This window comes from Halohasta litorea (assembly GCF_024494645.1).
Classification (GTDB): Archaea; Halobacteriota; Halobacteria; order Halobacteriales; family Haloferacaceae; genus Halohasta; species Halohasta litorea.
Window position 1 is genome coordinate 1 of sequence record NZ_JANHDJ010000001.1, and the last position, 20943, is coordinate 20943.

General features: G+C 63.5%; 17 protein-coding genes and 1 pseudogene. 10 read left to right on the forward strand and 8 right to left on the reverse strand.

Going from position 1 to position 20943, the window contains the following annotated elements:
• Positions 1 to 2472, forward strand: a 2472-nt coding sequence (locus tag NO877_RS19870; protein WP_425492880.1) for a PGF-CTERM-anchored ABC transporter substrate-binding protein, incomplete at its 5' end; no start/stop codon positions are given.
• 739 nt (positions 2473 to 3211) lie between these two features.
• Here the strand turns inward: NO877_RS19870 and NO877_RS00015 are convergent.
• From NO877_RS00015 to NO877_RS00030, 4 genes are all read right to left on the reverse strand, one after another.
• Positions 3212 to 3835, reverse strand: coding sequence for a DUF7504 family protein (locus NO877_RS00015; RefSeq protein WP_256394245.1), 624 nt, complete (start codon positions 3833 to 3835; stop codon positions 3212 to 3214).
• Between the two features lie 89 nt (positions 3836 to 3924).
• Positions 3925 to 4332: a DUF8057 family protein gene (locus tag NO877_RS00020; protein ID WP_256394246.1), complete on the reverse strand. Its 408-nt coding sequence runs from the start codon at positions 4330 to 4332 to the stop codon at positions 3925 to 3927.
• A gap of 1 nt (position 4333) precedes the next feature.
• Positions 4334 to 5026 carry an RAD55 family ATPase gene (locus NO877_RS00025; RefSeq protein ID WP_256394247.1) on the reverse strand — a complete coding sequence of 231 codons (693 nt, stop codon included), beginning with the start codon at positions 5024 to 5026 and terminating at the stop codon, positions 4334 to 4336.
• An 85-nt stretch (positions 5027 to 5111) separates the two neighbouring features.
• Positions 5112 to 5576, reverse strand: a complete 465-nt coding sequence (locus tag NO877_RS00030; RefSeq protein WP_256394248.1) for a chemotaxis protein CheW — start codon at positions 5574 to 5576, stop codon at positions 5112 to 5114.
• A gap of 169 nt (positions 5577 to 5745) precedes the next feature.
• Here NO877_RS00030 and cheB point away from each other — a divergent pair, with 169 nt between their 5' ends.
• From cheB to NO877_RS00055, 5 genes are all read left to right on the forward strand, one after another.
• A complete protein-coding gene (gene cheB / locus NO877_RS00035; protein ID WP_303646872.1) occupies positions 5746 to 6843 on the forward strand; it encodes a chemotaxis-specific protein-glutamate methyltransferase CheB in 1098 nt (365 codons plus the stop codon).
• Entirely contained in the window at positions 6844 to 9000 is a 2157-nt protein-coding gene (locus NO877_RS00040) for a chemotaxis protein CheA (protein ID WP_256394249.1), read from the forward strand.
• Positions 8997 to 9818 (forward strand): CheR family methyltransferase, encoded by an 822-nt coding sequence (locus tag NO877_RS00045; protein WP_303646860.1) that lies wholly within the window; start codon positions 8997 to 8999, stop codon positions 9816 to 9818. Before NO877_RS00040 ends, NO877_RS00045 begins: the two co-directional genes overlap by 4 nt.
• Positions 9819 to 9821: 3 nt before the next feature.
• Positions 9822 to 11036 (forward strand): HEAT repeat domain-containing protein, encoded by a 1215-nt coding sequence (locus NO877_RS00050; protein ID WP_256394250.1) that lies wholly within the window; start codon positions 9822 to 9824, stop codon positions 11034 to 11036.
• A 61-nt stretch (positions 11037 to 11097) separates the two neighbouring features.
• Positions 11098 to 11961, forward strand: a complete 864-nt coding sequence (locus tag NO877_RS00055) for a CheF family chemotaxis protein (protein ID WP_256394251.1) — start codon at positions 11098 to 11100, stop codon at positions 11959 to 11961.
• Positions 11962 to 11967: 6 nt separating this feature from the next.
• On the opposite strand, the gene NO877_RS00060 is transcribed toward NO877_RS00055, so the two are convergent.
• The 4 genes from NO877_RS00060 to NO877_RS00075 form a co-directional block, all read right to left on the reverse strand.
• Positions 11968 to 12873: a sialate O-acetylesterase gene (locus NO877_RS00060; protein WP_256394252.1), complete on the reverse strand. Its 906-nt coding sequence runs from the start codon at positions 12871 to 12873 to the stop codon at positions 11968 to 11970.
• Between the two features lie 131 nt (positions 12874 to 13004).
• Positions 13005 to 13574: a metal-dependent hydrolase gene (locus tag NO877_RS00065; protein WP_256394253.1), complete on the reverse strand. Its 570-nt coding sequence runs from the start codon at positions 13572 to 13574 to the stop codon at positions 13005 to 13007.
• 51 nt (positions 13575 to 13625) lie between these two features.
• Complete coding sequence (locus NO877_RS00070) at positions 13626 to 15134, reverse strand: TRAP transporter large permease subunit (protein WP_256394254.1); 1509 nt, start codon at positions 15132 to 15134, stop codon at positions 13626 to 13628.
• Positions 15121 to 16137 (reverse strand): TAXI family TRAP transporter solute-binding subunit, encoded by a 1017-nt coding sequence (locus tag NO877_RS00075; protein WP_256394255.1) that lies wholly within the window; start codon positions 16135 to 16137, stop codon positions 15121 to 15123. Before NO877_RS00075 ends, NO877_RS00070 begins: the two co-directional genes overlap by 14 nt.
• Before the next feature lie 180 nt (positions 16138 to 16317).
• On the opposite strand from NO877_RS00075, the gene pspAB reads away from it, so the two are divergent.
• From pspAB to NO877_RS00095, 4 genes and pseudogenes are all read left to right on the forward strand, one after another.
• On the forward strand, positions 16318 to 16926 hold the full coding sequence (gene pspAB, locus NO877_RS00080; protein WP_256394256.1) for a PspA-associated protein PspAB: 609 nt from the start codon (positions 16318 to 16320) through the stop codon (positions 16924 to 16926).
• Positions 16927 to 17052: 126 nt separating this feature from the next.
• Positions 17053 to 18084, forward strand: a complete 1032-nt coding sequence (gene radA, locus NO877_RS00085; protein WP_256394257.1) for a DNA repair and recombination protein RadA — start codon at positions 17053 to 17055, stop codon at positions 18082 to 18084.
• Positions 18085 to 18457: 373 nt separating this feature from the next.
• Positions 18458 to 20176, forward strand: coding sequence for an ammonium transporter (locus tag NO877_RS00090; protein ID WP_256394258.1), 1719 nt, complete (start codon positions 18458 to 18460; stop codon positions 20174 to 20176).
• 280 nt (positions 20177 to 20456) lie between these two features.
• Positions 20457 to 20855: pseudogene (locus NO877_RS00095) on the forward strand (P-II family nitrogen regulator); the annotation flags it as partial.
• Between the last annotated feature and the right edge of the window lie 88 nt (positions 20856 to 20943).

Below are 20943 nucleotides of genomic sequence, written 5' to 3' on the forward strand. Positions count from 1 at the left end.
GATCGGATCACGACCACGAACCCCTCGGCCGCCCAGACGCTCTGGGAGTTGGACGCAAAGGATCGCGTTGTAGGGGTCACACAGTTCGCGTCGTATCTCAACGGCTCCGACTCGAAAGCGAACGTCTCGGCATCGGAACTCGGTGTCAGTACCGAGCGCGTCGTCGACACGGAGCCGGATCTCGTGTTAGCGCCAAACGCCTCGGCCGGTGACGTCGAGGGACTCCGGAACGCAGGCTTGACCGTCTACCACTTCCCGGCGGCGACGGATGTCGACGATGTCGCCGCCAAAACCGAGACGATTGGGCGGCTCGTCGGCGAGTGTGCGGCCGCTGAGTCCGTGAACCAGGAGATGTACGATGCGGTCGACAAGACGCGTGAGCGAACCGCGGATCTCGACCGACCCGAAGCGCTCTACCCGCTCGGCGGCGGTTTCGTTGCGGCCGATGAGACGTTTATCAACGAGATCATGCGGATCGGCGGCGTCAACAACGTTGCAGCGGCCGAAGGCGACGGCTATCCACAACTGTCCGATGAAGTGATTATCAGTAGCGATCCCGAAGTCCTACTCGTCACAGATCCCGATGCGCCGATAGTCGACCAACAGCCATACGCGAGTACGACTGCTGGACAGGAAAACAACTCTATCGTCCTGGATACAAACGATCTCAACCAGCCCGCACCGAGGAGCGTCATTGAGGCGACACGGACGCTCGCCGACGGTGTCGAGGCGTATCACGACAGCCAAACCGCTGGCGAGCAGTGTGGATATCCGGTGACGCTGACCGATGCGACGGGAACCGAGGTCACTCTCGACGAGCGTCCCGATCGGATCACGACCACGAACCCCTCGGCCGCCCAGACGCTCTGGGAGTTGGACGCAAAGGATCGCGTTGTAGGGGTCACACAGTTCGCGTCGTATCTCAACGGCTCCGACTCGAAAGCGAACGTCTCGGCATCGGAACTCGGTGTCAGTACCGAGCGCGTCGTCGACACGGAGCCGGATCTCGTGTTAGCGCCAAACGCCTCGGCCGGTGACGTCGAGGGACTCCGGAACGCAGGCTTGACCGTCTACCACTTCCCGGCGGCGACGGATGTCGACGATGTTGCCACCAAAACCGAGACGATGGGGCGGCTTGTCGGCAACTGTACCACAGCCGACACAGTAAATCAAGAGATGTACGACGCGGTCAACGAGACACGGGAGCGAACCGCAGACTTCGACCGGCCCGAAGCGCTCTACCCGCTCGGCGGCGGTTTCGTTGCGGCCGATGAGACGTTTATCAACGAGATCATGCGGATCGGCGGCGTCAACAACGTTGCAGCGGCCGAAGGAGACGGCTATCCGCAGCTATCCGACGAAGTGATCATCAGCACCGACCCGGAGATATTGCTCGTTACGAACCCCGAAGCACCGATTGCGGATCGGCAACCGTACACGAGTACGGCGGCTGGGCAGGAGAACAGCACTATTGTCTTGGATGTCAACAACCTCAATCAGCCCGCACCACGGAGCGTGATCGAGGCGACAGGGACGCTTGCCGACGGCGTTGTGGCCTATCGCCAAGCACAGGACGACTCGAACGATGAGGAGCCCCCAGAACAGGACGACTCGAACGATGAGGAGCCCCCAGAACAGGACGACTCGAACGATGAGGAGCCCCCAGAAGCCGATGACAACGGAGATGATCCGGATGGAAACACTGCTGACGAGGCCGAAATGACCGAAACTGCCGATGACGGCATGACTCGACGGACGACCATCGACATCGAGGATAGCGACCCAGAAGCCGACGGCCTCACGGTCACGCTCAACGAGGACACGGGAGCGGATTCGGGGTCGTCTGACGCCGACTCCACCGGTGAGACACCGGGATCAGTCGACTCGGTGACCTTTGCCGACGACTCCATCAGTGGAACGGTCGACGTCGAGACATACACTGAAACGCCCGCCGATATCGCCGCCGAGATCAGTGAAACGACCGTTGAAACGGCCGAACCCGGCGATGACGGTTCCGAGTCGGCTGACGACGAATCGTCGACAGATTCGGCTGACACCGCCGAACAAACGGTCAATGTCGTTTCCGTATCTGACATCTCGGTGACTGACGAAGACGGGGACCCGGCCGACAACACCCCAGCGACAGTCACCATGAGCGTCGACGCCGAGTCGGTGACGGCCCCAACGAACACGGTAATTGTCCATAAAACCGACGACGGCTGGGAGACGCTTGCAACGACTGTCACCGCCAGCAACGACGAGAGGATTACACTGACCGCTGAAACCGGTGGCTTCTCGCTGTTCGCGGTCGCCGAAGTCACGAGCCCACAGGAAGACCGGTCCGAAAACCAGACCGTACAGGAAAACGGGTCAGCCAGCGAGACGACAGTCGACGAGAGCCCCGGTTTCGGTGTTTTCGGTGCGCTCGTTGCACTGTGTTCGATGGGGGTTTTGGCCCGTCGTAATCGCTGACTAGACTCGCCTCCGATCGTGTCTGTCCTCCGGAAAATTAGATGGGTCTTGAGGGGGTTGGTGTATGGTTGTGGTAGTGTTCAGACACGTTGGCTCCCACGAAGGTGAGCAAGCTGAGCTGACCCAGCCGTCGGCAGGTCTGTCGAGGCGTTCGGCTTTGAACACAGAGCACTCGGAAAACTCGATGTCCCACTTTTCATCCCTTTCCGAATACTGCCATAGATATGAGGCATCTTCGGGGCTCTCTCTGTGCCGTCGTAGCCTCGTTGCGCTCGGCACTCTCGGGACGCTCACGGTCGCGATGACCGTCGACCGACTTCCGTGAGTGGGGCCAGTCGATCAGCGCACCCGACATCCTGCCATCGAGTGATTGGGTGCATACAACTGGCCTCTTTCGGACATCTCTGTCTCGCAAAAACGGACCGAACGCCTCCAGGACCGTGTTGTCGATCAAGCGGAATACCAAACGACGGTGTGACTGTCGAGTATCGTGCTCAAAAGTGTCGTAGTGTGGGGGACCGGCAGTGGGGGAGAACACTGCCGGGGCAGACTGGAGTAACGCAGCACCGGGTGGGGGAGTCGACACCAACATCGACTGCAGGGGGATCACAGTCGACTGCTGCTGTCCCCGGTACCTCACTACTTCGTATGCGCCCATCCCACAAAAGCACTGAACCTAATCAGTTTGGTAGTCACGCGAATTGATGAGAATATCCGTATGGTCCCACTATCGCCGTCGTCAGAACTCCTGCCAGGCCGTCGGCGAGGAGCTCCGATCACGGAGCCGCATCTCCCAGCCCTCGTCGGTCGTGCGAGTGTCGACGACGGTGTCGAACGGATCGAGCAGGGTGTGGAGGGTTCGCTCGTCGTGCATCGTCGAGTTGATGACCGCGACCGTCATCCACTCCTGGTTGCGTGTGCGACCAAGAAGGACGCGGACGAACTGGTAGATCCGGTCGGCGTCCCAGTACATCAGCAGCTGGGACAACGAGTGAACGCCTACCGTGGTTTCGGGGTGGTCCTCCCAGTTCTCGGCGAGTTCGGTGAACTTCACGCCGAGTTCGGTGAGGTTCTTCGGCGAGGAGGCGTACTTGGTGCGGTCGGTATCTTCGGCCTCGGCGCCCTGCTCGCGGGTGACGCAGTCGACGATGGCGCAGGTGTCGGGATCATGACCGGTGGTTTCGGCGTAGTCCTCCCGGACGCGCTCGGCGTCGTGGCCCGTCGAGAGCACGATGGCACGCTTGCCGGCCTTGCCCAGGATCCGGTGCATCAGTTCGTACTTCCCGCTCATTGGGGGACCGGCGATCACGACGCTCTCGGCATCGGTGAGCGTCGGCGCCAACGGGAGTTCCTCTACAGACATGGGTGGGTCACGTGGTATCGATTGCGGCATGGGTATCGAACGGAGCTGTCACTCGCGGGGGGCTGCCGCGAGGCGATTGGAGGGCACCGTTATACATTGTCTTTGTCGTCCCGTACTAAAAACGATGGCTTGTTCAGTGTGCTCGGCGGCCCCTCGACCTGTCCGAACCGGTCGAGCAGGTCGGCCGGAGCCAACGCCTCGGGGAGCCCGCCGTCCCGAGCCGGAAGCTTGACCGTCGACGACTCGACGAGCCGGTCCCAGATCTCCTCGTGATCGGTCTCCGAGGCGTCCAACTGCAGGGCTTGGCTCTTGCCCTGCTCGAAGGAGAGCTCGATGAGGCTCCGGTCGTAGGTGGAGTCGGCAGCGGCTTTAATCGCCTCGTACTCCTCGCGGTTGTCGTGGCCACAGGCCGCGGCCACCCCCAGTGCGTAGGCTCGCTCGACGGCCTCGTCGCGGGCGAGTTCGGACCATTCGGCCGAGAACGACGACTCGTACACGCTAGTTCACCGGCGTCCCGGCCGTTACTTTCAGCCCCTTCGGTCCGAACGAGAGCGTCCGGATATCGGTATCGACGTCTGTGCCTCGCATCTTGATAACCTGTATCCCGCGACGCATCCCGTCGTCTTCGAGATAGTTGTGGAAGAAGACGACGCCGTGGGCTAAAAAGTGCTCGTCGGCATACGCCGAGGGGTCGGTCATCTCCGAGATCAACAGCGTCGTCGCCGAGGTTCGTTTGATCGCGGTCAGAAACCGCATCAGCGTCGTATCGCTGTCATCGAACAGATACCGCAGCAGCATCGTCGAGTCGATAACGACACGGTCGATGTCTCGGGAATTGATAAATCCGGCCAGCCGGTTGGTGACGTTGGTCCGATCCATCTTCTCGCCCGGCCCGCCGAAGAAGCGCCGCCCCTCCGAGGAGAGTGCGTCGAGAAAGGTGATCGAATCCGATTCGAGGGCCTCCTCGAAGCCGAAGTCGAAATCCCCCATATCAGTCGTGATTCCGTCCCGCGTCTCGTGCATACTGACATAGAGGCTGGTGTCGCCCTCGGCGGCACCCGCAGCCATGAACTGGGCGGAGAACGTCGTCTTCCCGCTTCCTGGTGGCCCACTGAGGACGTAGAGTCGGTCTTCCGGAAAGCCGCCGTCGACGAGTCGATCGAACCCCTCGACGCCGCTTGAGACGCGCATGAAAACAGTGCTGTCGTATCTCTAAATAAGCATTCGTACCTAGTTCTCATGATTGAGAACGGTGTGCCGAATCCGACGCAAGACGTTATTCGGAGCTGACAATATCCGGGTCGACCCAGACGACGAACTTGTCGTCTCCTTTGACAATCCCGTGGACGTTTTCGTCGTTTGCGGTGGTCGTCTCGTCGACATCGTCGGGCGTGATGTCGGTGACTTGGTAGACTTCGTCGACGATCCAGCCGATGGTGCCCTGGTCGCCGATCGAGTCGGGATCGAAGACGATAATGCGGTTCCGCTCGCCTTCGTCGTCGATATCGAACACTGTTTTCGGATTGATAATCGAGGTCGTCCGGCCGCGGAGATCCATCACGCCTTCGACCTGTGGTGGCGAGTTCGGGATGCGGGTGAGCTGCCCGGCGTCGACGATCTCGTCGATTACGTCGATATCCAGACAGTACGTTTCGTCTCCCAGTCCGAACTCGAGAACCTGTGTCGCCCCGCCGGTCGAACCGGTTCCCTCCTCGTCTGTGGAGCTCTCACTCTGTGCCATATTCGCAGTGTGACTGTTCGATAGTTAACTCTGTCCAATAAATTATCAGCCATGATTATCGGGTCGGTGGCTTTATTCTCGGCGTTTTAGTATGTCATCGCAATGTGGACTGACCCAACGCGAACGGAGCGGCGGTCGGCGCGGGTCGGCCGTTCGTTCGACCGACCTCATGGTGGTGGTGATGCGTAAGCCACGGACGGTCGTGGTCGACGACTCACGGTTTATGCGTGGGTTGATTACCGATCTCCTCGACGAGGGTGGGATTCCGGTCGTTGGTGAGGCCAAAGACGGCCGCGAGGCGCTGTCGGTCATCGCCGACGAGCAGCCGGATGTCGTCACCATGGACCTCGAAATGCCGACGATGAACGGCATCGAGGCCGTCGAGCGGATCATGGACGAGAACCCCACTCCCGTCCTGATGTTGAGCGCCTACACCGACGACGACGCGGAGGTCACCTTCGAGGCCCTCGAGAAGGGCGCGGTCGACTTCTTCGCCAAACCCGGCGGCGAGGTGTCGATGGAGGTCTCCCGGCTGGGCGACCAGCTGATCGAGACGATCCGGACAGTCGCCGACGCCGATCTCGCACAGGCCAACCGGGCCGACCAGTCGGCGGCCACGGCGACGGCCACGCCGACCGCAGCGTCGGCCACCGAGGGGTCGACTGCTGGCTCACAGCCTGATACCGACGCTTTCGATGACACCCGGACGGTCGTTATCGGCTCCTCGACGGGTGGGCCGAACGCGGTCGAGCAGGTCATGAGCGAACTGCCGGGCGGCGACTGTCGGGTGTTGGTCGTCCAGCATATGCCGGAGGCCTTTACCTCGCGGTTCGCCGACCGACTCGACGGAGCGACAACCGAGTACGACGTTCGGGAGGCCAGCGACGGCGCGCGGATCGGGGCCGGAGAGGCGTTGGTCGCCCGTGGGGGGACACATATGGAGATCACTGGCTACCGAAACGGCCGGATCAGGGTCGGCCTGATCGACGACGATCTGGGCCACTCGGTGATGCCCGCGGTCAACGTCACGATGGAATCGGCCGCCGAAACGATCACCGACCCGTTGACAGGGGTGATCCTCACCGGCATGGGTGCCGACGGTGCCGAGGGGATCTGTGCGATCCAGGAGGCCGGTGGGCCGACGATCGCCCAAAACGAGGAGAGCTGTGTTATTTATGGAATGCCGAAACGAGCAGTCGAGGCCGGATGCATCGACACCGTCTGTCATCTCGACGACGTTGCAGCAACGATACGGGAGTTGGTCTGAATGAGTGACGAACACCGCAAAGCCTTCGTTGCCGAAAGCGAGGAGGGGATCACCGAGCTCAACAACGCGCTGTTGGCGCTCGAATCCGACCCCGAGGACGCCGAGGCGATGGACCAGATCTTCCGGACGGCCCACACGCTCAAAGGCAACGGGGCGGCGATGGGCTACGACTCGGTCAGCGATCTGGCCCACGAGATGGAGGATCTCCTCGACGAGATCCGCTCCGGCGAGATCGAGATCAATCCCGAGTTGATGGACCTGCTGTTCGACGGCGTCGACTATCTCAGCGCGATGGTCGACGACATCGCCGAAGAGGGCGAGACCGATCTCGACGCCTCCGGGGTCGAAGCCGATCTCCGGGAGCTGATCGAAACCGGCGAAGTGCCGGGTGCCAGCAGCGATTCCGACAGTGACTCGACTGAAACGGAGTCGACCGACGATGCTGACGAGGCCGACGAGAGCGACGAAGCCGACGACGAAGCCGACGACGAAACGGACGACAGCGACGAAGCCGACGAGTCCGCCGCGGATATCGACCTTCCCGAGGAGCTGGCCGACTACGAACTCGATACGGGCCACGCCGTCTTCCGGGCGACCGTCGGCCTTGGCGAGTCGGCGATGCAGGGCGTCGATGCGATCTTCGTCCTCCAGGCGCTCGACGACGCCTATGAGACGTTCGTTACCGATCCCGACCGCGAAACCATCGAGGACGGCGACTTCGAGGAGACGTTCGACCTCTATCTGATCGACTCCTCCCAGGAGGCGATCGAAAGCGGGCTCAGCTCGCTCAGCAAGGTCGAATCCGTCTCGGTCACGCCGGTCACGGCGATCGTCGACGACCCGATGACTGCCGCCGAGGCGGCCGAACTCGATATCACCGACTCGGCGACCGACGCTGGCGACGACGAGCAGACCGACGACGCCGACAGCGGATCGAGCGACGACGCCGAACAGTCCGAGGACGACGGCGACAGCGATTCCGACGACTCCGGCGGTCGCTCGACCCCCAACCGCTCGAAGAAGGACGGCACCAACATCGCCTCCGTGCGGGTGGACGTAGACCAACTCGACGAACTCTACAGCCTCGTCGAGCAGCTCGTGACCAGCCGGATCAAGCTCCGCCGGGAGATGGAGTCGGCGGGGATGGATTCGGACAACCTCGACGAGCTCGACAAGATCACCGCCAACCTCCAGAACACCGCGATGGATATGCGGCTGATCCCCCTCTCGAAGGTCGTCGATACCTTCCCGCGACTTGTGCGGGACGTGGCCCGCGAGACGGGCAAGCAGGTCAACTTCAATGTCTCGGGCTCCGATATCGAACTCGACCGCACCATCCTGACCGAGATCCGCGATCCGCTGATCCACATCCTGCGGAACTCGGTCGACCACGGGATCGAGCCGCCCGAGGAACGCGAGGAGAAAGGCAAGGCCCCGACCGGCTCGGTGTCGCTGACCGCGACCCGCGAGCGGGACCACGTCACCATCGAGGTCGCCGACGACGGGGCGGGCCTCGACAAGGAGGTCCTCAAGGAGAAGGCCATCGAGAAAGGGGTCAAAACCCAAAACGAACTGGAGCTGATGGACGACCAGGAGATCTACGAGCTGATCTTCCACCCCGGCTTCTCGACCGCCGAGGAGGTCACCGACGTCAGTGGCCGTGGTGTCGGGATGGACGTCGTCCGCAACACGGTCAAACAGCTCGACGGCACCGTGACCGTCGACAGCGAACTCGGCGAAGGAACGGTCGTCCGGCTCCGCCTGCCGGTGACCGTGGCGATTGTCAAGGTGATGTTCGTCGAGGTCGGCGGCACCGAGTACGGCATCCCGGTCAAGAACATCGCCGAGGTCACCCGTGCCAAGAAGATCAGCGAGACCAACAATAAAGAGATCATCAAACACGACGACGATATCTACCCCGTACTGCGGCTCAGCGACGTGCTCGACGAGCCCAGTGCCGTCAACGGCGACGGGATGCTGTTGCGAATCCGGGACGAAAAGCGCAAGGTCGCACTCCACTGCGATCAGGTAATCGACCAAGAGGAGGTCGTTGTCAAACCGCTTGAGGGGGTCCTGAGCGGGATTCCAGGACTCAGCGGCACGGCCGTGTTGGGTGATGGTGATGTGGTGGCGGTACTCGATGTGGTGACCCTATGAGCACCGAGGACAACGAGGGGTTCATGCGGGTCGTCCGGCACATCCAGGACGAAGTCGACTTCGAGCCGGAGTACTACAACGAGGCGTATCTCAACCGCCGAATTAGCGCCCGGATGCGCCGACAGGACGCCGATACCTACGACGAGTACCTCTCGGTGCTCAAAGACGACCCCGACGAAAAGGAGGCGTTGATGGACTCGCTGACGATCAACGTCACCAACTTCTTCCGCAACGGGAAGATGTGGGAGGCGCTCCGCGAGGTCGTCCAGGAGCTGACCGACAACAACCGCTCGGTGAAGGCCTGGAGTGCCCCCTGTGCGGACGGCCGGGAGCCCTACTCGCTGTACATGCTCGCTATCGACGACCGCAACATCGACGAGTCGCGGCTCTCGGTGCTGGGCACCGACATCAGTGACGAGGCCCTCGAAAACGCCCGCAAGGGTGTCTACGAGACGACCCGGACGACCGACATCGGCGAGGAGTTGAGTCTGCTCGACCATCCCGAGAACTACGTCGACGTCGAGGACAACACCTTCACGGTCAAACCCGAGGTCCGCAGACAGATCGACTTCGAGCGCCACGATCTGGTCCAGGACGGCCCGAAGCGGAACTACGACCTGATCTTCTGTCGGAACCTGCTGATCTACATCGACAGCGAGTACAAACTCCCGGTGTTCGATACGCTCACCTCGTCGCTGAAACACGGTGGCTACCTCGTCGTCGGGATGACCGAGACGGTGCCACAGGAGATTCGGGACGACTTCGAGCCGGTCAGCAAGCGGTGTCGAATATACAAGTACGTCCCGGAGGAACGCTAGGCCATGTCCCTGTACCATCTCGCGCGCGACGGAGACGCCGAGGGCATCCGGGAGCTGCTGTTGGAGAGCGACAGCACCGCAGTCCGGGTCCGCTCGGCCAAACTGCTGGGCGAGGTCGCCGACGAGGAGGACACCGAATCCGTCGAGACGCTGGTTTCGGTGTCGGTCACCGACGACGAGGACGAGGTCCGCGCGGCCGCGGTCGAAGGGCTCGATCAGCTCGGCTCCAAGGCGGTCGAACAGCTGTTGGTGAAGATCACCGGCTCGAAGATCCAGGAGGGGGCCGATTGGGCCACTGCGAAAAAGTTCGCCAACGCCCTGTCCTCGGAGGTGCCCGAACTTCGGATGGCCGCCGCCAGCGCGCTGGGGAAACTCGGCGAGACCTCCGCGGTGCCCGCGTTAGTCGACGCGCTGACCGACGAGAACCCGAACGTTCGGATTCGGGCGTGTGCGGCACTCTCCCAACTCGATCACCCGAAGGCGGTGCCCGCATTGATCGAACGCCTCTCGGACCCCAACGGCGAGGTCCGGATGGAGGCGGCGGTCACGCTGGCGTCGATCGGGACCGATCAGGCGCTGGCGGCGCTGTTGGATATGCTGGACGACAGCAACACGGCGATCAGACGGATCGCGGCCTCCTCGCTGGGCGAGGCAGGCAGCGTCTCGGCGGTCCAGCCGCTGGCCGACGCGCTGGCGGACCCGAGTTCGGCGGTCCGCAGTGCGGCAGTGTTTTCGATCATCGAACTGCTGTCGAACGCACCGACCCAACAGAGCCACCAGATCCGCGATACGGTGGTCTCGGAGCTCCAGAACTCCGACAGCGCGACCGTCCAGCCGCTGGTCGAAATTCTCGACGAGAGTACCCAGACCCGCCAGCAGCGCAACGCGGCGTGGTTCTTGGGCCGGGTCGTCGACGAACCCACCGACAAAACCATCGGAGTGCTGGTCGACGCCCTGGAAAGCGACGACAACTCCACCGCACAGTTCGCGGCGACCAGCCTCTCGGAGATCGGCGGCGAGCCCGTCGAGGACGAACTCCTCGATTTCGTCGACGACGAGAGCAACGACGAGGAGGCCCGCGCGAAGGCGGTGTACGTCCTCGGGCAGATCGGCGGCCAGCGGTCGGCCGACAAGATCCAGCAGCTGACCGAAGACGACAGCAAACAGGTCCGCAAGCGTGCGTTTGCCGCGGTGTCCAAGTTCCGGGGGCGACAGTGAATACTAAGACACCCCCACCCCAATGGTCTGTCACGATTAACTCTCAGGGGCGCTGAGCATTATGAGTGAAGGCGAGTACAAAATACTTGATACGAAGGGGCGGTTCGCACAGGCGGTCCAGGATGGGAGAACCATCAACGACGTCTCGTGGACACAGGGCCGTATCCTCCTGTCGAACCGCCGCATTATCCTCGCGAGCAACGAGGGCAAACGGACGCTCCCGCTCTCGAAAATCAAGGGGCTCGGCGGCCGGCACGACCCCAACCAGAACATCGCGGCGGTCTCAAGCTACCTGAGCCTGAAGATCGACAACAACGTGATGCTGATTTCGGCCTCGGACCACGAGGAGTTCAAAACGTCCGTCTACGAGGCCGTTCTCGACCAGAAAGTCGCCCAGGCCAAACACCCGGCGGTCGCCGGTGGCGTGGTCCAGGACACCGAGTGGGAAAAGGCTCGGCTCAAAGTCGAGGAGGATGCGATCGCTGCAGCACTGAAAAGCGGCTCGTTCGTTCGCCTGGATCTCGACGACATCAGTGGGGTCGAAACCGACCAGCGAACCGTCAACGGCGAAAAACGGGTCGTCATTCAGGTCTCCCACGTCGAGGGCGACACCAGCGTTCAGACCCACCTCACCGGCCCCAAACGCATCTGTATGTTCCTTCAGTCGTTCCTCGCGGAGGGCGAACGCCGCAGCCAGACCAACGCCGACCTCTCGGAAGCCGACAAGGAGGTCCTGATGGCGCTGTACTCCGGCGTCTCGCCGTTCGAGATCCCCGCCTTCATCGGCAAGGACGTAGACGACGTCGAGGAGATCTTCGAGCGTCTGGTCGAACTCGACATCGTCGACGAGGTTCGGGTCCGCCGTGAAGTCACGCTCAACTCCCGCGGTCGCAACATCGCCAGCGAGGCGATGAACGATCAGTAACGCCGATCAGTTTCTCCCTGTTTCGGCAACAGCCCGACCGCCGACCCGTCCCATCTCGTTGAGGCCCGCCTGATTGTAGTGGAGCATGTCTTTCATTTTCCCCGCCGCCGGGAACGCCACGGCCCCCTCGAAGACGACCTCCACGTTCGGATCGGCCGCCGCGACCGCCCGCTGGATTCGTCGTAGCTCCTGGAACCCACGCGTCTCGCCGTCGCCTCGCCGACCGAGCAGAAACAGATACATCGGAGCCTGTCGGTCGCCGATCTCCAGGCGATAGCGCTCGATCATGGTTTCGAACGCGAGCCGGTAGTCGGCTGGCTCGATCCGTCCCTCGTCGATAGCGTGGGCGTCCGTCTCGCCCTGATGCCAGAGCAGCCCACCGAACCGTGGCGTGATTCCGGCCCGCTGGAGGTTCACGGTCGCACTCCGGAGCCGCCCGAGGGCGCGATACAGCAGGCCGCCCGATTCGCCCCACCAGTTGTCGTTGGCGGCCGGATGGACCGAGGTTCCGCCGACCGACGCCGGGACGTACACCGCGTGTCGACCGCTTGCTGCCCAGTAGGCGTCTGCGAACGCTGGCCACGCGCTCCCCGTGTTCGCCGTGCCGACCGGATCGACCAGCGGCTCGAACCCCTCGTGGGGGACGTGTTCGAACGCCGCACCCTCCGGCGGCGGTATCGAGGCTTCGCTACTGCCGTGGCCCGTGGCGTTCGACTGGCCGCCGATCAGAAAGACCTCGGCCGCCTGGATGGCGGGCGGATCGTCGAGCCCGGTCGCTCGGTCGACGGCTGCCTGCTGGCGGTGAGACTCCTCGCGGTCGGCATCCTGTTCGGTCGTCAGGCTGTGTGCGACGGCGCCGAAGATCGTTCCGCCACCTGCGGCTGTGAGTAGCTGTCGTCGAGCGACATCCATTCGGTGACCGAATGCAGTCGATTGGCTGTATAACGGTATCGCTTACTGACAGTCCACTCATGCGAACAGTCGGACAGCTCCAGGAGCCGATATAAAAAGGCCGACAGCGACCGAGCCGGGCGACAGCGCAGCTATTGTCCCGCGAGTGCGCCCGCGATAGACTCACGCACGAACCGAGCGGCCCGGCGGGGCAACGCGAGTCCTGGATACCCCGCCTGTCGCCAGACCACGGCTGCGATGGCCGCGAGGACGAACTCCGCGAGGAAGTAGGGCTCGCCCAGCGAGTCGGCCAACAGGCCCATGATCGTCGGCGCTCCATCGGGGTAGGGTTCGAGCGGCAACAGCGGCCACACTAGGATCGCCGGGTCGGCCGCGCCCCACAGCGTAGGAAGGGCATCGACCAGGGGGTGTGAGCCCACACCCACACCGGCGGCGATGCCGTACTCGGGGCGACCGTACCGACTGGCGACGAGGAGGGCGAGGCCGATCAGGGGGCCGATCACCAGAAGCGAGTGGCCCAACGACCGGCCCGTCGGGAGGACGCCCAGATACCACGCCAGCGGCTTGTCGATCAGATCGGGGATCTGGCTCCCGACGAGGACAGCGAGGACCGCGCGTTCGCCCGGTGGGCTCGTACTGCGGGCCCGACAGAGGCCGGTATAACAGAGATAGGCGACAGCCGCGTGTCCGAGTGGCCACATTCTAGTCTTTTTCGCGCCTCCTGGACTGTAACCTTTGTTCTGTGGGAGTCGTTAGCTGCTGTCGATCGCCGCCACCAGCGCCCGGAGCCGTCTTTCGGCCGCCGGAGCCAGCAGCCAGCCGCCGACCACTGCATACCAGACAAACAGGTGGGCCGTGAGTTCGGCGATGGGCGTCAGCGTTCGGAGCAGTGGGACGACCAACACCGCGGCGGTAGCGTACCCTGCCAGTACCGGCAGTGTGGTCCCCAGTACCACACAGGCGATACCCCCAACGACCACGACGAGCAGCGTGTTACCACCGCTGAGTCCGAGGACGGCCGACAGCAACCCGGTCGACATATCGACACGTAGCAGCGCGGTGACCCCGCCGACCGCCGCGAGCAGTACCGCCACGCGCGCGAACAGCCCCACACCGATTGCTGCCCCGTCGAGTACCGTCCCGACCCCACCCCGGAGCCGCTCTTGGCCCGGCTTGTCGGCCGTCTCGGCCGTCTCGGCAATACCGAGCCGCGGACCCACCAGACAGAGGCCGATCAGACAGAGCCCGCCTGCCACCAGCACCACCCCGACCGGCAGCTGGAGACCCACCAGCAGGACGACCATCACCGCGAGCGGTCCCCCGATCAGGAACAGTGGGCCACTCCACGCCCGCCAGTCGACCGGCCTCGTGGGTCCCTCGATCCGGATCGGCGAGGCCGCGAGATGGCTCCCCACGAGCAGTGCCCCCCAGCAGAGCACCGCCGGAATCGCCGCGGCACCGATGACCTGGAGATAGCTCGCCTCAACACTCACCCACGCCACGAGTAGGGCCACAAAGCCCATACTCGGCGGGGTCAGCAGCCGGAGTCCACGGGCGAGCCGCCGACCCGTAAACCATCCCGACCCCCTCACGGTCGGCGCGAGTGTCCCCAGTCGGTCCGCGGTTCGGCTGGCCCGCCAGAGTCCTGCCAGCAGACAGGCGGGGGCGATCCAGGAGGCCGCCGCCCGTGTCAACGGCCCGTACAGTCCGTGGCTATCGTAGGCCATCGTCTCGATGACCGACACGCTCGCGGAGGTCGTTAGCCAGCCGATTCCGATGCCGCCGACAGCAAGGCCAGCGGCGACCGGGCCGAACCATCGCCCAACGAGGGCGAACAGCGCACCGATCACCAGCACGGCGGCGACAAGCGCGGAGGTCGCAAACCCCGGCTGGCTGGCGGTGATTCCTCCGGCAGCACTTACCATACCACCGGTTCCGATCGCCATCCCAAGCAGACAGCCAGTAAGCAGGAGTCGGTCGATGGCCGACCGCCCACTCGGTGGTGGCCCGGCCGGGTCGAGTCGGCTGTCGGGGTGTTCGCCATCATCGACCAATGCGATCGCCAGCCTGAGACAGACTGCCGTGCCGACGAGGCCGACCGTATAGGGAACCACTCGAACGGACTGAAACCGGCTGTAGAGGCCGACACCGATCCACAACAGCACCACGGGAAGGTGGAGCCACTGCCGGATCTGTCCCGAGAGCCCGCGGGGAGTCTCTTCAACCGCCGTGTTCTCCCGGCCGGATTCAGTCGACTGCATCACCGACCGTCCAGTCGTCGTCCCAGACCCCAAGCTCCTGGAAGGCCGCGGCAACCCCCTCGTGGATCGGTTGGTCGCCGAGTACCGCGGCGCTCAGGGCGGCTGGCTCCGAGCGATCGAGCGCCAGTTCATCGACCGCCTGGATCGTCTCGCGGTGCTCGTGGGCGATGCGTGTGAGTTCGGCGACCGCCTCGCTGTCGGCGGTGGGGGCGACGAGCCACTGCATCGGCAGCGACCAGCCCCCGACCCGCGACAGGGTCGCCGCCGCCCAGCCGGTCGGCTCGATCTCCCGGCCGACCGCGTTGGGTGCCGCCGCGATGGCGCTCTCGAAGGCGTCGTCGGGCTCCAGGACGCCGAGTCGACTGCCGACCCGATCGTCGAGCGCTCGGCACCACGGAGTCAGCCGCTGACCGTTGATTTCGACGGCGGCCACCACGCCGACCGTGCCGGTCTCGACGGCCTCGGCGAGCCGGTCGCGGTGGCGGTTGTCGACGCTGATCGACTCCCAGCGGTCGGCCGCCCGGAGCAGCTGCTCGGTCACCAGTCGGCTCGGCTCGCCCGGCTGGACCGGATACACCGTCCGCCCATCGAGGTCGGCCGTCGATTCGGCATCGCCGGTGGTTAGCCAGTAGTGATCGAGCCGTCCGTAGCCGAACCCCTGATACGGCAGGTCCTCGATCGGGTCGAGATCGAACACGCCCTCCCCCTCGGCGGCGCGGTAGAGCGTCGTGTTGTCGACGCCGACGGCCGCGAACCCTCCCTCGGTGAGAGCATACAGCCGTTCGGTCGCCCCGTCGACCGACTCCACGCCGAGACTGAGGCCCTCTCCATGTCGGTCGGCGGCGACTGATAGGGCCTGTCCGGCCCGGTGGCTCCGACTCCCGACGGGACCAACACCGAGGGTGAGCCGCTGGCTGCCGCCGAGACAGCCGACGGTCGCGGCCACCCCGACCGCCGACAGCCCGGCGAGTGCCCGTCTGCGTGTCACCCGAGTGCCTTCCATTGGTCTGCTGTTCCCGGCCGTGATACAAGGGTATGGACTGCATACTCCGGTTTGGGTACCGAACGGTTGCGGTAACCTTCGGATACGGCCCAGCCGGGCGGCCCGTTTGGTCGGTACCGAGTGTCGTCTTCGGCCCGCAGAGACGGTGGTGATTTCCGTTTCGACCGACAATCGCTCTCTATGGGACTGATGGATACCGTCCGGTCGATACTTGGGGTCAGCGCCGAGGCCGATGCGACGCGGGATGCCGATCCCGAGGATTTGTTCGGCATGTCGACGGCCTACGTGACGATGGAAGCCGATCTGGGGTACGACAACGCCGGAAAGGCCGCCCTCTGTTTCTCGTCGGTCGACAGCACCGACTTCGGCGAGATGGTCGACGAGGTCGAGGCGATCCTGGAGGCCGGAGCCGAAGAGACCGGCACGACGTTCAGCCAGCACGCCGACGACCACGGCTACAACTGGGTGATCCTCGACGACAACGACCCCGAAGACCTGCTGACGAGTATCCACTTCGCCGCCGACACCTTCATCGACCAGGGGTACGGCTCCCGCCTCCTGGCGGCGGTCTTCGCCTTCGACAAGACCGACACCGACCACGCCTACTGGATCTACTCGTTCCGCCGGGGCGGCTACTACCCCTTCGTCCCGAAGGGCGACCACGAACGCGATAATAAAACAGAGTTCAAACTCCAGTCGGTCCTGGATGGCGAACTCGGCATCGAGGACGACGAGAGTTACTGGTATCCGCTGTGGCCCGACCGCCCCGGCGGCTACCCGTGGGAGTAGGCCGCTCCTGTATCGCTCTCTTTTAAACCGATTCGTGCCGATGGCCGACCGCTTCGGTCGCCCGTTTCACTTTCACCCTACAGTTAACGAGGGTTTATGTACAAAACCGAGTAAGGTCGGTGTACAATGGCAGACGACGATCTCGAAACCCTTCCAGGAGTCGGACCGGCCACGGCGGACAAACTGATCGATGCGGGCTACGAAAACTACCAGTCGATCGCGGTCGCCTCCCCCGGCGAGCTCTCGAACACCGCGGATATCGGCTCAAGCACCGCCTCCGATATCATCAACGCTGCCCGCGAAGCGGCGGATGTCGGCGGCTTCGAGACCGGCGCGACCGTTCTCGAACGCCGCAACGACATCGGCAAGCTCTCCTGGCAGATCGACGAGGTCGACGAACTCCTCGGTGGGGGACTGGAAACCCAATCCATTACGGAAGTCTACGGCGAGTTCGGCGCTGGCAAGTCCCAGGTCACCCACCAGATGGCGGTCAACGTTCAGTTGCCGCCCGAGCATGGTGGCCTGCGTGGCTCCTGTATCTTCATCGACACCGAGGACACCTTCCGGCCCGAGCGAATCGACGACATGGTTCGGGGCCTCGACGACGAGATCCTGGAGGCGACCCTCGAAGACCGCGGCATGGAGGGCTCGATCGACGACGAGGAGACGATGGAAGAACTCGTGGGCGAGTTCCTCGACCGCATCCACGTCGCCAAGGCATTCAACTCCAACCACCAGATCCTCCTTGCGGAGAAGGCCAAAGAACTCGCTGGCGAGCACGAAGACACCGAATGGCCCGTCCGGATGGTCTGTGTCGACTCCCTGACCGCCCACTTCCGTGCGGAGTACGTCGGCCGAGGCGAGTTGGCCGAACGCCAGCAGAAACTGAACAAACACCTGCATGACCTGATGCGAATCGGCGATCTGTTCAATACCTCGATTCTGGTCACCAACCAGGTCGCGGCCAACCCCGACTCCTACTTCGGCGACCCGACCCAGCCGATCGGCGGCAACATCCTGGGCCACACCTCGACGTTCCGCATCTATCTCCGGAAGTCCAAGGCCGACAAACGCATCGTCCGGCTGGTCGACGCCCCCAACCTCGCCGACGGCGAGGGCGTCATGCGCGTGAAAAACGAGGGGCTGAAGCCCGAATAGCGGATTCCTGCGCTGTCGGCCTTCTTCCCGCTGATATCGGCTATTTCCACTGTTTTTGATGAGCGCGCGTCGTCTCACCCTTCTGCGCCGCGACATCGAATATATTCGTTATTCGACAAAACGGACGTCAATTTGTCCGGCAAGAATTGTCGAACAACTGGCCATCATACGACCTTATACACATATTATCGGATCTCATTTCTAACGCCTGTCTATTAATTTAGTCAAAAAGCCACGTTCGTCAACGATTAACCTTATATTCATCTGTTCCATGAGGCTCAATCGTGATTCAGCAAACAACCATGCCTGTGGAGCACAACACGATGTCCGATTGTAAACGTACTGCGCAGACGATTGAAACGGGAGGGAGCCTATGAGCACGCTCCTGCAGATCGATCCGACCACGCTCGCAGAGAGCCTCAACACGACGTGGATTCTGGTCGTTTCGTTCCTGATCTTCTTCATGCACGCTGGCTTCGCCATGCTGGAGGCGGGGCAGGTACGCTCGAAGAACGTCGCCAACCAGCTGACGAAGAACCTCCTGACGTGGAGTATCGGCGTGACGGTGTTCTTCCTGATCGGGGCTGGCATCTCCAGTCTCGTCGGTGGCAGTGGTTTTGCCACACCGTTCCAGGGCGGTGACGCAAGCGCCTACGTCGGCTGGCTGTACGGCGCTGTCTTCGCGATGACCGCGGCGACGATCGTTTCCGGGGCCGTCGCTGGCCGCGCGAAACTCCGCGCCTACGTCACCTACACCTTCCTGCTGGCGGCGGTCATCTACCCCGTCGTCACCGGAATCACGTGGTCCGGTGCCTACATCGGTGAGTTCCTCGGTGTCGGCTTCCACGACTTCGCCGGTGGAATGATCGTCCACGGAATGGGCGGTATCGCCGGTCTCACCGCCGCGTGGGTCCTTGGCCCACGGATGGACCGCTACGCCGAAGACGGTTCGACGAACGTTATCCCCGGTCACTCGATGACCTTCGCCGTGCTGGGAACGCTGATCCTCGCGTTCGGCTGGTACGGCTTCAACGTCGGGACGGGCGCGATCTGGATCGACTCCACCGGAAACGGCGTCCTCGATACGTTCGACTTCGCAACCCTCGGCCGTATCGCGATGGGGACGACGATCGCAATGGCATCCGGCGGCATCGGTGCCGCAGCCGTCGCCCTGCTGAAAACCGGGAAGGTCGATACCCTGTACGTCGCTAACGGACTCCTTGCGGGTCTCGTCGGGATCACCGCGATTCCGGATACGACCGCGTGGTGGGGTGCGTTCCTCGTCGGCGGTCTCGCCGGAGCCCAGCTCCCGATCGTCTTCGACTTCGTCTCGGATACCCTGAAGATCGATGACGTCTGTGCAGTCTTCCCCGTCCACGGTAGTGCAGGCGTGCTGGGGACGCTGATGTTCCCGTTCGTTGCCGCACCGGGAACGCTGACCGGCAGTATCGGCCAGCACTTCATTGCACAGGTCGCCGGTGTCGCCATCATCGGCCTCTGGACTATCGTTGCGACCGGCGCGGTCTGGTACGCCCTCAAGGCAATGGGTGAGGCACGCGTCACCCCCGAACACGAACAGGACGGCCTCGACGTCTCCGAACACGGCGTCGAAACCTACCCCGAGTTCGGCCGCGACCGCGTTGCAACCGACGGCGGCCCCGAACTGAGCGCCGACGAGTACGAGATCCGTACTGACGGCGGCAGCGCTGACGACCGCGAGATCCGCACCGACGGCGGCGAGCCAGCGGGCGACATCAAGATGATCACTTCGGTGATCCGCCCCGAGAAGCTCGGCGCGGTCAAACAGGCCCTCGCAGAGGTCGGTGCCCCGTCGCTGACGGTCACCAACGTCTCGGGTCGTGGCAGCCAGCCCGCAAAAAAGGGCAGCTGGCGCGGCGAGGAGTACACGGTCGATCTCCACCAGAAGGTCAAAATCGAGTGTGTCGTCGCCGACGTTCCGGCCGACGACGTGGTTGCGGCGATCCGCGATGCGGCCAACACCGGCGAGCCGGGCGACGGCAAGATCTTCGTGATGGACGTCGAGAACGCGGTGCAGGTCCGCACCGGCAAAGAGGGAACGGAGGCGGTCTAACCGGCTTGGAACCCACTTCCCCACTGGTCTGCCACCCTGCCCGTCAGCAGCAGGGACCTCTCATCGCTGACAGTCGCCCGTCCTCCTGACGGGCACCACACTCCTTCCGCAGCCGCACTCACCGTCCACCAGCGGCAGCACTAGTCACCACTCGTTTTCGGTTCTCTAACGACCGGCCGCGACAGCACTCGCGACACACGACGGCACCAAGGACTATTCTCCATCGCCTCGTCGTCGACCCATGACCGATCACACGAGACCCGACTCACAGCCCGGACCGTCTCCACTGATCCGAACCGATGGCGGCACACCGAGCGCCGAGACACCGAACGACGGTGGTATCAAACTTGTCGTGGCGATCATCCGTCCCGAAAAACTGGGGGCCGCAAAGGAGGCCCTCACCGAGGTCGGCGCACCGTCGTTGACGGTGAGCGACGTGTCGGGTCGCGGCAGCCAGCCCGCGAAAACCGAGACGTGGCGCGGCGAGGCCTACACGGTCGACCTCCACCAGAAGGTCAAACTCGAGTGTGCGGTCGCCGACGTGCCCGCCGCCGACGTGGTCGACGCACTCGCCGACGCGGCCCACACCGGTGAGCCGGGCGACGGCAAGATCTTCGTCCAGGACATCGAGCACGCAGTACAGATCCGAACCGGCGCGACGGGGACCGACGCGATCTGAGCGGGCGATCGGTCGACCAAAAGCGCGATTCGACTGATAGCCGCCGACGCGAACTATAATCGTCTGGAACCGATACGGGAACCAACGG

What these genes read in the sequence shown, in the direction of transcription:
- NO877_RS00015 (WP_256394245.1), bottom strand. Translation starts at nt 3,835, where the DNA reads ATGTCTGTAGAGGAACTCCCGTTGGCGCCGACGCTCACCGATGCCGAG.
- NO877_RS00025 (WP_256394247.1), bottom strand. Translation starts at nt 5,026, where the DNA reads ATGCGCGTCTCAAGCGGCGTCGAGGGGTTCGATCGACTCGTCGACGGC.
- NO877_RS00030 (WP_256394248.1), bottom strand. Translation starts at nt 5,576, where the DNA reads ATGGCACAGAGTGAGAGCTCCACAGACGAGGAGGGAACCGGTTCGACC.
- cheB (WP_303646872.1), top strand. Translation starts at nt 5,746, where the DNA reads ATGGTGGTGGTGATGCGTAAGCCACGGACGGTCGTGGTCGACGACTCA.
- NO877_RS00040 (WP_256394249.1), top strand. Translation starts at nt 6,844, where the DNA reads ATGAGTGACGAACACCGCAAAGCCTTCGTTGCCGAAAGCGAGGAGGGG.
- NO877_RS00045 (WP_303646860.1), top strand. Translation starts at nt 8,997, where the DNA reads ATGAGCACCGAGGACAACGAGGGGTTCATGCGGGTCGTCCGGCACATC.
- NO877_RS00050 (WP_256394250.1), top strand. Translation starts at nt 9,822, where the DNA reads ATGTCCCTGTACCATCTCGCGCGCGACGGAGACGCCGAGGGCATCCGG.
- NO877_RS00055 (WP_256394251.1), top strand. Translation starts at nt 11,098, where the DNA reads ATGAGTGAAGGCGAGTACAAAATACTTGATACGAAGGGGCGGTTCGCA.
- NO877_RS00060 (WP_256394252.1), bottom strand. Translation starts at nt 12,873, where the DNA reads ATGGATGTCGCTCGACGACAGCTACTCACAGCCGCAGGTGGCGGAACG.
- NO877_RS00065 (WP_256394253.1), bottom strand. Translation starts at nt 13,574, where the DNA reads ATGTGGCCACTCGGACACGCGGCTGTCGCCTATCTCTGTTATACCGGC.
- NO877_RS00070 (WP_256394254.1), bottom strand. Translation starts at nt 15,134, where the DNA reads ATGCAGTCGACTGAATCCGGCCGGGAGAACACGGCGGTTGAAGAGACT.
- NO877_RS00075 (WP_256394255.1), bottom strand. Translation starts at nt 16,137, where the DNA reads ATGGAAGGCACTCGGGTGACACGCAGACGGGCACTCGCCGGGCTGTCG.
- pspAB (WP_256394256.1), top strand. Translation starts at nt 16,318, where the DNA reads ATGGGACTGATGGATACCGTCCGGTCGATACTTGGGGTCAGCGCCGAG.
- radA (WP_256394257.1), top strand. Translation starts at nt 17,053, where the DNA reads ATGGCAGACGACGATCTCGAAACCCTTCCAGGAGTCGGACCGGCCACG.
- NO877_RS00090 (WP_256394258.1), top strand. Translation starts at nt 18,458, where the DNA reads ATGAGCACGCTCCTGCAGATCGATCCGACCACGCTCGCAGAGAGCCTC.